Source organism: Oceanibaculum nanhaiense (assembly GCF_002148795.1).
GTDB lineage: Bacteria > Pseudomonadota > Alphaproteobacteria > Oceanibaculales > Oceanibaculaceae > Oceanibaculum > Oceanibaculum nanhaiense.
In genome coordinates, this window is sequence record NZ_MPOB01000010.1 from 97,688 (window position 1) to 110,013 (window position 12,326).

General features: G+C 62.2%; 12 protein-coding genes. All 12 read left to right on the forward strand.

Features of this window, described 5'->3' with window-relative positions; translation table 11 throughout:
• Positions 1 to 62 precede the first annotated feature (62 nt).
• Complete coding sequence (locus tag BKM74_RS15790) at positions 63 to 491, forward strand: MarR family winged helix-turn-helix transcriptional regulator (protein ID WP_086466664.1); 429 nt, start codon at positions 63 to 65, stop codon at positions 489 to 491.
• Between the two features lie 17 nt (positions 492 to 508).
• Positions 509 to 2,341: an ATP-dependent zinc metalloprotease FtsH gene (gene ftsH / locus BKM74_RS15795; protein WP_086466665.1), complete on the forward strand. Its 1,833-nt coding sequence runs from the start codon at positions 509 to 511 to the stop codon at positions 2,339 to 2,341.
• A gap of 63 nt (positions 2,342 to 2,404) precedes the next feature.
• Entirely contained in the window at positions 2,405 to 5,311 is a 2,907-nt protein-coding gene (locus BKM74_RS15800; protein WP_086466666.1) for an ATP-dependent Clp protease ATP-binding subunit, read from the forward strand.
• 24 nt (positions 5,312 to 5,335) lie between these two features.
• A complete protein-coding gene (locus BKM74_RS15805) occupies positions 5,336 to 6,532 on the forward strand; it encodes a sigma-70 family RNA polymerase sigma factor (protein WP_217895509.1) in 1,197 nt (398 codons plus the stop codon).
• 27 nt (positions 6,533 to 6,559) lie between these two features.
• Positions 6,560 to 7,207 (forward strand): HdeD family acid-resistance protein, encoded by a 648-nt coding sequence (locus BKM74_RS15810; RefSeq protein ID WP_140056108.1) that lies wholly within the window; start codon positions 6,560 to 6,562, stop codon positions 7,205 to 7,207.
• A complete protein-coding gene (locus tag BKM74_RS15815) occupies positions 7,204 to 7,419 on the forward strand; it encodes a hypothetical protein (RefSeq protein WP_086466669.1) in 216 nt (71 codons plus the stop codon). The genes BKM74_RS15810 and BKM74_RS15815 overlap by 4 nt, the downstream gene beginning before the upstream one ends.
• Positions 7,416 to 8,054 (forward strand): hypothetical protein, encoded by a 639-nt coding sequence (locus BKM74_RS15820; protein WP_086466670.1) that lies wholly within the window; start codon positions 7,416 to 7,418, stop codon positions 8,052 to 8,054. Before BKM74_RS15815 ends, BKM74_RS15820 begins: the two co-directional genes overlap by 4 nt.
• Positions 8,038 to 8,616, forward strand: coding sequence for an NADH dehydrogenase ubiquinone Fe-S protein 4 (locus BKM74_RS15825; protein ID WP_086466671.1), 579 nt, complete (start codon positions 8,038 to 8,040; stop codon positions 8,614 to 8,616). The genes BKM74_RS15820 and BKM74_RS15825 overlap by 17 nt, the downstream gene beginning before the upstream one ends.
• A gap of 33 nt (positions 8,617 to 8,649) precedes the next feature.
• Positions 8,650 to 9,402 carry a rhomboid family intramembrane serine protease gene (locus BKM74_RS15830; protein ID WP_086466672.1) on the forward strand — a complete coding sequence of 251 codons (753 nt, stop codon included), beginning with the start codon at positions 8,650 to 8,652 and terminating at the stop codon, positions 9,400 to 9,402.
• Complete coding sequence (locus tag BKM74_RS15835; protein WP_086466673.1) at positions 9,393 to 10,235, forward strand: SDH family Clp fold serine proteinase; 843 nt, start codon at positions 9,393 to 9,395, stop codon at positions 10,233 to 10,235. The genes BKM74_RS15830 and BKM74_RS15835 overlap by 10 nt, the downstream gene beginning before the upstream one ends.
• A 52-nt stretch (positions 10,236 to 10,287) precedes the next feature.
• Positions 10,288 to 10,710: a thioredoxin TrxC gene (gene trxC / locus BKM74_RS15840; RefSeq protein WP_041375351.1), complete on the forward strand. Its 423-nt coding sequence runs from the start codon at positions 10,288 to 10,290 to the stop codon at positions 10,708 to 10,710.
• A gap of 48 nt (positions 10,711 to 10,758) precedes the next feature.
• On the forward strand, positions 10,759 to 11,904 hold the full coding sequence (locus BKM74_RS15845) for a cation:proton antiporter domain-containing protein (protein ID WP_086466674.1): 1,146 nt from the start codon (positions 10,759 to 10,761) through the stop codon (positions 11,902 to 11,904).
• Positions 11,905 to 12,326 lie beyond the last annotated feature (422 nt).

The window sequence follows — 12,326 nt, forward strand, 5'->3', positions numbered from 1 at the left end:
CATTGCGTTTTGGATGGAGTGCGGTCTCTCCTGTGTCCCATGCAATCGGAGGAAGGATACCCATGATCTCTTCGGACATCGCGCTGATCGGGACGACGATCCACCGGGTCGCGCAGCTCATCCAGCAGCGGATCGACCAAGAAATTCGCGGCAGCGGCCTGACCCGCCTGTCCTGGATGGCGGCGGCGCATGTCGAGGATGAGCCTGGGCTGACCATCGGCGATCTGGCCGACCGGCTGGAGGTCGGCCCGGCCACAGCCGGCCAGCTCGTCGATCGCATGGTCAGGGGCGGCTGGGTCGAGCGGTCGCCCTCGCTCGACGACAGGCGGGCGCAGATCGTCACGGCAACGTCGAAGGCCCGGGCGATGCTGAAGGAACTCGCGCCGCGGCAATCGGCGCTCGAAGATGAAATCCTGCAGGATCTGTCGGCGGACGAAAGGCGCGTCCTGCTGGCGCTGCTCGAGCGGATCAGGGCGCGGATCGGGCGCTAATGAAAGGGACAAGGGGCATGGAAAAGAAGACCGAATACAACATCTGGTACTGGGTGGTGGCTTTCATAGCCGTGCTTTTCATCCAGAACCTGATCGCCGGCTGGCAATCCGTCGCGCCGATCAGCTACAGCCAGTTCGAGAAGTATCTCGCTGACGGGAAAATTTCCTCTGTCGCGGTCGGGTCAGACACTATCACAGGTGCCTTCGCCGAACCGGTCGACGGCAAGAAGCAGTTCGTGACGACCGTAGTGAATCCCGCAATCCTGGAACGGATAGACCGGTCAGGTATCGAGATCACTGGCGTTCCGCAAAACACTTTTCTCGGCACGCTGATTTCCTGGGTGGCGCCAGCGCTTGTCTTCTTCGGAATCTGGATGCTGCTGTTCCGTAAGTTCGCCGACAAACAGGGTTTCGGCGGGTTCATGCAGGTCGGCCGCAGCAAGGCCAAGGTTTACATGGAAAAAGAAACCGGCGTCAGCTTCGCCGACGTGGCCGGTGTGGACGAGGCCAAGGCCGAGCTGGAGGAGGTCGTGGAGTTCCTCAGGAACCCCGCCGAATACGGAAAGCTGGGCGCACATATCCCCAAAGGCATATTGCTCGTCGGGCCGCCGGGCACCGGCAAGACGCTTCTGGCGCGCGCGGTGGCAGGCGAGGCCGGCGTGACCTTCTTTTCGATCTCGGGATCAGAGTTCGTCGAGATGTTCGTGGGCGTCGGTGCCGCACGGGTGCGCGACCTCTTCGAGCAGGCCCGGAAATCGGCCCCGGCGATCATCTTCATCGACGAACTCGACGCTCTTGGGAGGGCGCGCTCCTCCGGCCAGATCGCCGGTGGCCATGATGAGCGTGAGCAGACGCTGAACCAGCTTCTGACCGAGCTCGACGGCTTCGACCCTTCGGTGGGCATCGTGCTCCTGGCCGCCACCAACCGACCCGAGATTCTCGACCCCGCGCTGCTGCGTGCGGGACGCTTCGACCGTCAGGTGCTGGTGGACCGGCCCGACAAGACGGGGCGTGTGCAGATCTTGAACGTGCACATGAAGAAAGTGACGCTCGCCCCAGACGTCGATGCCGAGAAGGTCGCAGCTCTTACTCCCGGCTTTTCCGGCGCGGATCTTGCCAATCTCGTCAACGAGGCAGCATTGCTCGCCACGCGCCGCAAGGCTGATGCGGTGACGATGGACGACTTCAACAATGCCGTCGAGCGCATCATCGCAGGGTTGGAAAAGAAGAACCGGGTGCTCAATCCGCGCGAACGCGAGGTCGTGGCGCACCACGAGATGGGGCACGCGCTGGTCGCGATGGCTCTGCCGGGGGTGGATCCGGTGCACAAGGTCTCGATCATACCGCGCGGCATCGGCGCGCTCGGCTACACCATCCAGCGGCCGACCGAGGACCGCTTCCTGATGACCCGCGAGGAGCTGGAGAACAAGATCGCCGTGCTGCTGGGCGGGCGCGCGGCCGAGAAGATCGTCTACGACCACCTCTCGACCGGGGCGGCGGACGATCTGGTCAAGGCCACCGATATCGCCCGCGCCATGGTCGCGCGGTACGGGATGGACGAAGACCTCGGGCATGTCAGCTACGACACCGATCGGCCCGGCTTTCTCGGCACCGGTGACCAGTCGTCGTGGCTGAACCGCCGCTACAGCGACGCCACTGCCGAGCGGATGGACGCGAAGGTGCGCGACATCGTGGATGGCGTTTTCAAGCGCACCCTCACCCTTCTTGAAACCAATCGGGATCTTCTTGAGCAATCGGCGCAGGATCTCCTGCAACGAGAGACACTGGACGAGTCCGATCTGGTGGCAATTGGGTCCAAGGTGAAAAGAACGGAAGCCGTCGCTGCGTGACGCTGTCAGTGGCGCAGATGATCGGCGGACAACCCTGACTGGATAGAGAAACGGAGAAGACGAATGGCAAACGGAGCTTGCGATATTTGCGGTCGCCCGGCGACGGCGCGCGTGCGCGCCTCGGTGAACGGCAAAGTTCAGAACATGGAGCTGTGCGATCAGCACTACCGCGAAATGGTGCGCCGGTCGGGCCGCAGCGCATCGCCGCTGGAGTCCCTGTTCGGACGACATTCCCTTTTTGACGAATTCTTCGGCGATAGCGGGTTCGGCAGCCTGTTCAGCGACAGCCCGCTGCGGGGTGGCGCACTGGGCGCCACGGGCGCGGGTGAGGACGACGTCGTGGATGCCACCTTCGGGGAGGAAGCGCCGCGCCGCGGATCGCGGCGCGGCGGCGGACGCACCATCGCCGATCGGCTGAGCGAACAGGGCAACAAACTGTTGCAGGATGCCGCACAGAAGGCTGGAGAATTCGGGCGCAGCGAGGTCGATACCGAACATCTGCTTCTGGCACTGACCTCGTCCGACGTCGTCAAAACGATCCTGGAACAGTTCAAGGTCGATGTGGACGACCTGCGGCGCCAGGTCGAGAAGGAAGCGAAGCGTGGAGAGGCCAGGACGGAGGGCGAAATCGGCGTCAGTCCTCGCCTGAAGGACGCGTTGAACCGGGCCTTCATCGCCTCGAACGAACTCGGCCATTCCTATGTCGGTCCCGAGCACCTGCTGATCGGCCTTGCCGAGGAAGGTGAAGGCCTGGCCGCGTCGATCCTGCGCAAATACGGATTGACGCCGCAGGCGCTGCGCCAGCAGGTGACCAAGGTCGTGGGCAAGGGTGCCGAGGAGGGCCGCGTGGAGGCGCCTTCCAGCACGCCCGATCTCGACCAGTTCAGCCGTGACCTGACGAAGCTCGCCCGCGAGGGCAAGCTCGATCCCGTCATCGGCCGCGCCCGCGAGATCGAGACGACGATCGAAGTTCTGGCCCGGCGGAAAAAGAACAATCCGGTGCTGATCGGCGAGCCGGGTGTGGGCAAGACCGCCATCGTCGAAGGACTCGCACAACGCATCGTCGCGGGGGAAGTGCCCGAAGCGCTGCGCGACAAGCGCCTTGTCGAGCTCAACATCAACTCGATGGTTGCCGGGTCCAAGTACCGCGGTGAGTTCGAGGAGCGGGTGCAGAAGATCCTCAAGGAGATCACCGAGGAGAAGGACAGCCTGATCCTGTTCATAGACGAGATCCACACCATCGTCGGCGCCGGCCAGGGCGGCGGCGAGGGCGGTCTCGACATCGCCAACACCTTCAAGCCGGCGCTAGCGCGGGGCGAGTTGAACCTGATCGGCGCGACGACGCTCAACGAATACCAGAAATACATCGAGAAGGACGCAGCGCTCGAACGCCGCTTCCAGCCGGTCTATGTCGAGGAACCCACGGTCGCTCAGGTCATCATGATCCTGCGCGGCCTGCGCGACACGCTGGAGGCGCACCACAAGGTGACGATCACCGACGAGGCCATCGTCGCGGCGGCCGAGCTTTCGGACCGCTACATCACTGGCCGCTTCATGCCTGACAAGGCGATCGACCTGATCGATCAGGCCGCCGCACGGGTGAAGATCAGCGCCACAGCGCGCCCCGTGGACGTCCAGGAGCTAGAGGCCGAGGTCGCGCAGATCAAGCGCGAGCAGGACTATGCCGCAGCCCGCAAGCAATTCGACCGGGCAGCGGAATTGAAGAGGGAACTCGAACAGAAGCAGAAGGAGCTGGACGAGCTTCTGGAGATTTGGAAGCGCGACCAGGCTTCGGCGACCGCCGAGGTGCGCGCCGATCATGTCGCGCAGATCGTCTCCAAGATCACCGGCGTTCCGGTCACCGAGCTGACCACCGAGGAGAAGGACAAGCTCCTCAAGCTCGAGGAGAAGCTGCACGAGCGCGTCATCGGCCAGGAAGAGGCCATCCGCGCCGTGGCCGATGCGGTGCGCCTGGCGCGCGCGGGCCTGCGCGAAGGACGCGGCCCGACGGCGACATTCCTGTTCCTCGGGCCGACCGGGGTTGGCAAGACGGAACTGGCCAAGACGCTCGCCGAGGTGATCTTCGGCGACCAGGATGCGATGATCCGCATCGACATGTCGGAGTATGGCGAGCGCCACTCGGTTGCCCGGCTGGTTGGCGCGCCTCCGGGCTACGTCGGATACGACGAAGGCGGGCAACTGACGGAGAAGGTGCGGCGTCGGCCCTACTCGGTCGTGCTCCTCGACGAAATCGAGAAGGCGCATCCGGATGTATACAACATCCTACTTCAGGTGTTCGACGATGGCCGCCTGACAGATGGCAAGGGCCGCGTGGTGGACTTCACCAACACCATCATCATCGCCACCTCGAACCTCGGTTCGGACATCATCCAGCGCAACCTCAAGAAGCGCGGCACCAAGGAGTTCGACGAGGCAAAGCAGAAGTCCGAACTGATGGACGTGCTGCGCGGTCATTTCCGGCCAGAGTTCATCAACCGGATCGACGAGATCATCGTTTTCCATTCGCTGAACCAGACCGAGATCCGCCAGATCGTCGAGTTGCAGCTGAACCGGGTGAAGCGGACTGCACTGGGGCAGGGGGTCGAACTCGAATTCGACGTGAGCGTCGTGGATCACTTCGGCGCGGTCGGCTTCCGTCCCGAATTCGGCGCCCGCGAGCTGCGCCGGCTGATCCGGTCGGAGTTGGAGACCGAGTTGGCCCGCGAAATGCTCTCCGGGCGGATCGAGGATGGTGACAAGGTCCGCGTCGCTTGGTCAGCGAACGAACAGAAGGTCGTGTTCGAAAAGATCGCAAAGGACACCGGTGACAATAGCCCGGACGATCAGGCCGAGGCCGGGATCGACGAGTCCAGCGAAGCTGCCGAAAACAAGGCGGACGCTCCGACACCCGATGTCCCGGTCGACACCAAGGATAGGGAGCAGTCCAAGGACGATAAGTCTACCGGGTGACGTCGTGGAGGACTGGCCGGCGCGATGACGGTCGCGCCGGCTCATCTCGTCAAAAAGCGACAAGCAAGGTCACACGGCATGGAAGTCATCAGAGCATTTCGCAATCTTGACCGGCACGGCCAACAGCGCGCGCCTGAGGTCATCGAGGAAGAGGTGCGGCAACTTGAACCGCATCTTGTACGCTTCCGCGAGAATCTCGTCCGGCTCGAAGTCGTCGCCTCCCAGACGAGGGGCAAGACGCGCATCAAAGTCAGCTTGCGCTTGCAACTGCCATCGGGCGTGATCGCGGCGCAGGAAGAGGGGTTCGAGATCGAGCCGGTCCTGCGCAAGGCCTTTGCCGACTTGCGCCGCCAAGTCGATCGGCATGTGGCGCGCCTCAAGCACGAGCCGGAGTACAAGCGTCCCGCCCGCCGGCGCCGGATCGGCGCCCCCCTGCCGCCCGCGCGGGATGCGGCGGAGGCGGAGCGGCGCCAACTCTTCTTCGACCTGATCGAGGATCATCTCGATACGGTCTACGACACCGTCAGGCGTGAGTTGACCTATCTCGAATGCAGCGGATCGGTACCACAGGGCTATCTTGCCGTTCGCGATATCGTCGATGCGACGATCCTCAATGGGCTCGATCGCTTCGAGCGGCGGCCGACCGAATTCTCCGTCCGGGACTGGCTGACGCAACTGGCCTTCGAGACCATCGAGGCCGAGGCGCAGGCCGCGCGCCGCGCGGTGCCCGAGGATGCCGCCCCGATCGACGTGGCGCCCGAGGTGCTGGCCGGGGAGCCTACTGAGTCGGATGAGGAGATGTTCGAGTTCTACCAGCCCGACGACGTGCTGCTGCTCGAGGAGCTCATCGCCGACGACGACGGCACGGATCCTGAGACCGAAGCGAATCGGCATGAGATCGGCATGGCGCTGCACCGGGCAATCGCCGATCTTTCGCCGGCCGAACGCCGCGTTCTCTATCGGCTCCACCTAGACGACGCCACGGTTGCGGAGACGGCGGACCTCTTGGGCCTTTCCGAGGCAGAGGTCAAAGAAATCGCAGAGAAGGCGGGCGAGACACTGCGCGCGAAGCTAGTCGAAGCCGGGCTGATCTCCGAGGCGACGGAGCTCGCGCGCGTCGAACGGGAAATCGCCCATGCAACGCGCCTGCCCCAGCCGATCGACGACCGCCGCCGCCTGGCCGCCGCGCTGGCCGGCGAGGGTGCCAGCTCCGGCACCTGACTCGATACCTGACAAGGAGATAGACCGATGACGACAACCTCTGAAACATCTTCGATCACGATGCAGACCGTGATGTGCACCCTGTCCCGGAACTGGTGGGCCTTCGTGCTGCGCGGCGTGCTCGCGCTGGTTATCGCAGTGCTCGCCTTTATCATGCCGGCGGAGTCGCTGCTTGCCCTGACCCTGGTGTTTGGCGCCTTCTCTTTCGCCGACGGGTTGTTCGGGATGGTCGCGGCGATACGCAATATCCGCAAGGGCGAACGCTGGGGCTGGCTGCTGTTCAGCGGCATTCTGGGCTGCGCCACTGGTGTCGTGGTCGTGGTCTCGCCCTTCGTCGCGACGCTCGTTCTTGCGATCTTCCTGTGGGTCAGCATTGCCTTCTGGTCCGTATTCTCAGGCGTCATGGAGGTCGTATCGGCCATCCGCCTGCGCAAGGAAATCAAGGGCGAAATCTGGCTCATCCTGAGCGGCCTAATCTCGGTCGCCCTGGGTGTCGTCGTGACCTGGATGCTGCTGACGCGCCCGCTCGAAACCTTCCTTGCCCTTGGCTGGCTTCTCGGTTTCTACGCCACTTTCTTCGGAACAATGATGATCCTGCTCGGCTTGCGGCTACGCCGCGAAAATCAGACGGACCGCGCCAAGGCTCGTGACGCCGACCAGCCCGCTGGCACATGACGCACTCGAGGAAGACCCGGCGGCCCGTTGATGACGAGGACGATTTCACCCGGTGGGACGAGGCGATCTTCGATCGTTGTCTCAAGGCTGGCTTCAACCCGTTCGGCAGCGGTCCGACACCGGTCTTCCTGCGGCAGGCGAGCCAAAAACATAGCTTCCAGACGCCCGATATTCGGCTGAAGAACGGTTTCGACGAGGACGATCGCCAATGAACTACAGACTGCGCGACGTTGCCTATCTGGTTGTCGCCGCCGCCTTGGGAATCGGCGTCTATTTCATGTTCCGCGCCATGTATTTCGTGGAAGAGCCTCTGCCGTTCGCCCAAGAGATGACGCTGGTCTTTCTGGGCGCCGTCGTCACGATCGCGCTGACGGCGGCTCTCCTCAATCGTCAGACAGAGCTCGAGCTTCAAAAAGAAGGAAGAGTGATAATCCTTCAGCAGCAGTTCGGCGTATACATGTCCTGCATAGAAAAGGTGGCGGAAATTGTCGAAAACGTAGGTCATGATGCCGCACTGATCGATGACCTGAAGATTCTCAATCACAAGCTGGCCATAGTGGCCAGCAAAGAGGTTGTGACTCGTTTTGAGGTCGTTCTCGAAGCATTGTTGTCCGGTTTCGCGGACGGCGCGCTGTCAGAGAGTGACGGCAAGAAGGTGATGCAATCCGTCGCCGATCTAACGATGGCGATGCGGTCTGATGTCCTTCACAACATGCCTCCAACGTCAATGGATACAGCGTGCGCCATTCGCCGAAATTCGAGCCGAATGGAACAACTTGACGATCTCAATTTTGAAGCGGAGGTCGCTACGATTAAGAAGGAGGAAGATCATGATGCGCGGCCATAACCGCCCGCCCTTTCCGCCGAAGATACCCGGGACCAACATGAGGTCGTGGGACGTTCCGACCGCGATCATTTACCGGCCGGCACGTTCCGCGATGACATCGGCGCCGCGGCCTAACTACTGGATACTGGAATTCGAGCCGTCGCGCCCGCCCCACATCGAGCCGCTGATGGGATATACCTCCAGCGACGATCCCTATCGTCCGATCCGGCTGAAGTTTCCCGACCGCGAAAGCGCTGTGGCATTCGCGGAGCGGCAGGACTGGCGCTACCTCGTGCGCGAGGACACGACTCACCGACGTGCGCCGCACCACTGGCGGGGAGAGGAATGGCATCGGCTCTACAAGGGAGCCGATGCGCCGGAAGCCTATCGTATACCGTCCCGCGTGGATCACGGTCGCACGGATCACCGCCTCCGGCGCGCGGTCGAGGAGAAAGGCACGGTGGACCTGTCGTCGCAAGAACAGGCCGAATTCGATCCGGTGCTCGAAGCCTCGCTCGAATCCTTCCCGGCCTCCGATCCCCCGGCCTGGACGGGCGTGACGATAGCCGGGAAAGAACAATGAACGGAATGTCTAGCGCGAGCGAGGATCTGCCGCTTGTTTCCCTATCTTGACAGCGTCGCGCGCCGCTACCCGCCCGTCATCGTATGGACGGTCATCGGCATGAGCGTCCTCGCGTTCCTCTATCAGACCAGCCTGCCGCCGCACGCGCTGGATCGGTTCCTTTTCGAGTTCGCGCTGGTGCCCTCGCGCTTCTTCGGGCAACTGAGCCTCGTCGCCCCGTCGGACTGGACTCCTTTCCTGACCAACATCTTCCTGCACGGGGGCTGGCTGCACCTCATATTGAACATGTGGACGCTCTGGATCTTCGGCCCCGCCGTCGAAGATCGGCTCGGACCGGGTCGATTCACGCTGTTCTATCTGTTCTGTGGTGTGGCAGCCGGACTGGCTCACGCGCTGGCGAACCCCGACTCAGTCGTTCCCGCGCTTGGCGCATCGGGGGCGATCGCGGGCGTGATCGGTTGCTACGCACGCATGTTTCCGGCGGCTCGGCTGGTGGTGATCGTGCCGATTCTGTTCATTCCCCTCTTCTTCGAAGTGCGCGCGGTCATTTTCGCGATGATCTGGTTTTTCATGCAGGTCATTCCCGGCTTTCTGTCGCTCGGCAGCGATCAGGCCACGGGCGGGATCGCCTGGTGGGCGCATATCGGCGGGTTTCTCGCCGGTTGGCTTGTAACGCCACTCCTGCGAAGGCGCGCCGATGCCTATCGCCACTATTATCGCGACGAGGGCATCTATGGCTTTCTGCCGGATGGCCGACGGGAAGGAGGACAAGGTCCATGGACATAATGCAGCTGTTCTGGCTGTTCTTCATCATTTCGGCGCTGCAGCCGGTTCTGCAGCGCAGATATCTTGAGGCGATGCGCACTCGCAAGATCGCCAACATCGAGAAGAAGCGCGGCAGTCGCGTCATTCTGCTGATTCATCGGCAGGAGACCATGAACCTGCTGGGTTTCCCCCTGATGCGCTACATCGACGTCAATGACTCGGAGGAAGTGCTGCGCGCGATCCAGATGACCGACGACGAAGTGCCGCTCGACATCGTGCTGCACACACCGGGCGGCCTTGTGCTGGCGGCAACACAGATTGCCCGCGCCATTCAGGGACACAAGGGCAAGGTCACAGTGTTCGTGCCACATTACGCGATGTCCGGTGGCACGCTGATCGCACTCGCTGCCGACGAGATCGTGATGTGCGAACACTCCGTGCTGGGACCCGTCGATCCGCAACTTGGCCAGTTGCCTGCTGCCTCGCTCATCAAGGTCGTCGAGGAGAAACCCATCGCCGAGATCGACGACCAGACCCTGATCATGGCCGATGTCGGTCGCAAGGCCATTGCGCAGATCGAGGCATTCGCGAAACGTCTGCTGTCCGACAAGATGGACGAGAACCGCGCAGCGTCCGTGGCGGCGAAGCTGGCGACGGGCACCTGGACCCACGACTATCCCATCTCTGCCGATGAGGCCCGCGACATGGGCCTGCCCGTTGGAACGGACATGTCCAAGGAAATACTGGAGCTGATGACGCTCTATCCGCAGCCGGTTCGTCGCCAGGGCGGTGGCGTGGAATACCTGCCCGAGCCGCGGCAGCGAGAAGCGCGCCGCGCCATGTCCACGCGCTGAATGCTTGCATCAGCCGGCCGCCAAGACCGGCTCGTCAACGAAAGGATACAGGATGCCCACGGTCGCTTGCCCGCAGTGCAATTCCACCAACAGGGTGCCGCAAGAGCGCCTGACCGACAATCCCAATTGCGGACGCTGCGGCGCGCCTCTCTTTCAAGGCAGGCCCGTCACGCTTACAGCGGCTAATTTTGACCGTCATGCGAATGCCGAACTGCCCTTGCTCGTCGATTTCTGGGCCGAGTGGTGCGGGCCATGCAAGATGATGGCGCCCCAATTCGAGGCGGCGGCGCAGTCGCTCGAACCAAATTTCCGCCTCGGCAAGCTCGATACGGAAGCCGAACAGAAGATCGCCGGCCGCCACGGGATCCGCGGCATTCCCACCATGATCCTGTTCAGTAGCGGGAAGGAAATTGCGAGAACGAGCGGAGCAATGCCTGCCGCGCAGATAGCGCAGTGGGCGCGCTCGCACGTCTAGAGTTTACAGGTATTGGCCTTACCTGCGCCATGCCATCAGGAGAAGAACATGCATGGCGTGACCGGATTTGTCGAAAGTGCGGCCTTGTTGGTCTTTGCCGCGTTCGTGCTCGTGACGATATGTTCACGGATCGGCGTGCCCAGTATCGTCGGTTACATTCTTGCCGGCATAGTCATCGGACCTGCCGGCCTCGGCCTGATTGCGGAGAGCGCTGCCCTGAGCAGCATTGGCGAGATCGGAGTGGTACTCCTGCTGTTCGCTCTTGGCCTGGAATTCTCGTTCGAGAAGATCGTAACGCTCAGGAAGCATGTCTTCGGTCTTGGAGCCGTGCAGGTTGCAGTCACGACGATAACGGTGTCGTTGGTAGCGAGTCTGATCTTCGATCTCGCGCCCCTCCCCGCAATCCTCATCGGCGGGGCCGTTGCCATGTCATCCACGGCCATGTGCCTCAAGGTGCTCGCAAGCGCGAACGCTCTGGGATCGGCCCAAGGGCGTCTGGCCATTGCAGTGCTTCTGTTTCAAGACTTGGCAGCTGTCGCATTCCTGCTTCTGCACGATTCGATGAGTGGAGCCGCCGAGGGACATGGCGTGATAACGGTCGTCGCCAGTGCAATGGCATTGGTTGCAGCTCTGTTCATTGCCCGTGGCCCGTTGCAGGTGCTTGCCCGTTGGGTAGCGTCGCGTGGCGATCCGGAACTTGCCCAGCTCCTCGCGCTCACCATTGCGCTCGGGTCTGCGATTGTCGCGGCCTCCGCCGGTCTTTCTCCGGCACTCGCTGCATTCGCGGCCGGCATGATTATCGGCGAGGGTGACGCGCGCCATGCTGTCGAGAACGAGATTCGGCCCTTCCGCGATTTGTTTGTCGGGATTTTCTTTGTCGGCATCGGAACGCAATTGCCACTTTGGATCATTCCATCTGTATGGCCTGTGGTGCTGATCTGGCTCGCGATCATATTCGCGGGCAAGACGCTGATCGTTTTGGTCGTCGCCCGACTGTTCGGCGAGTCGCTTCAGAGCTCATGGCGCACTGGGATCATCCTGGCCCACGGAGGAGAATTCAGCCTGATGCTGCTGTCGGTTTCCTCGACCTCAAGCATTGTTGCAGAGGAATTCGCTGGTCCTCTACTCCTCGCGATTGGCATGAGCATGCTGGCCGGGAGTGTCATGGTCAGATGGGCGGGGCTAAAGGTTTAGCGGGACCAAAACAACTAGACCCGGCTGAATGAGCGAACCGGTTGAATCTTGATGCAACGTTCTTACCTAAGCATTTTTCGATCACTCACCAGTCATAATCGGCAGCAGCGAGGTAGTGGAGACATAGACGAGAAAGATGGCGTCGATGCCGTGAGCAATAGTGTCCCAAAGCTCATTGACGAGCCGCGGCGCATGCTTCTTTATGGGAATGCTTTTAGCGTGGAGAAGGCTATTTCTACTGGATTTAAGTCGGAGTTGTAGTCCTGGAAAAGGTGCATTTGGAGGCCGGCCCGTTCGATGGCCCGGCGCACGGCGGTGCGCTTATGGCTGGACAGGTTGAGGGGGCGTCCACATGGGGTAATCGCGGGAGCGGTCGCCCTGAACACCGATCATATTCTTGGAGGGTGGCTGTTCCCCGATAG

Excerpts from the sequence above, each read along its gene's own strand:
- BKM74_RS15835 (WP_086466673.1), top strand. The coding sequence starts at position 9,393 with ATGGACATAATGCAGCTGTTCTGGCTGTTCTTCATCATTTCGGCGCTG.
- BKM74_RS15810 (WP_140056108.1), top strand. The coding sequence starts at position 6,560 with ATGACGACAACCTCTGAAACATCTTCGATCACGATGCAGACCGTGATG.
- BKM74_RS15820 (WP_086466670.1), top strand. The coding sequence starts at position 7,416 with ATGAACTACAGACTGCGCGACGTTGCCTATCTGGTTGTCGCCGCCGCC.
- BKM74_RS15790 (WP_086466664.1), top strand. The coding sequence starts at position 63 with ATGATCTCTTCGGACATCGCGCTGATCGGGACGACGATCCACCGGGTC.
- BKM74_RS15800 (WP_086466666.1), top strand. The coding sequence starts at position 2,405 with ATGGCAAACGGAGCTTGCGATATTTGCGGTCGCCCGGCGACGGCGCGC.
- BKM74_RS15815 (WP_086466669.1), top strand. The coding sequence starts at position 7,204 with ATGACGCACTCGAGGAAGACCCGGCGGCCCGTTGATGACGAGGACGAT.
- trxC (WP_041375351.1), top strand. The coding sequence starts at position 10,288 with ATGCCCACGGTCGCTTGCCCGCAGTGCAATTCCACCAACAGGGTGCCG.
- ftsH (WP_086466665.1), top strand. The coding sequence starts at position 509 with ATGGAAAAGAAGACCGAATACAACATCTGGTACTGGGTGGTGGCTTTC.
- BKM74_RS15825 (WP_086466671.1), top strand. The coding sequence starts at position 8,038 with ATGATGCGCGGCCATAACCGCCCGCCCTTTCCGCCGAAGATACCCGGG.
- BKM74_RS15805 (WP_217895509.1), top strand. The coding sequence starts at position 5,336 with ATGACGGTCGCGCCGGCTCATCTCGTCAAAAAGCGACAAGCAAGGTCA.
- BKM74_RS15845 (WP_086466674.1), top strand. The coding sequence starts at position 10,759 with ATGCATGGCGTGACCGGATTTGTCGAAAGTGCGGCCTTGTTGGTCTTT.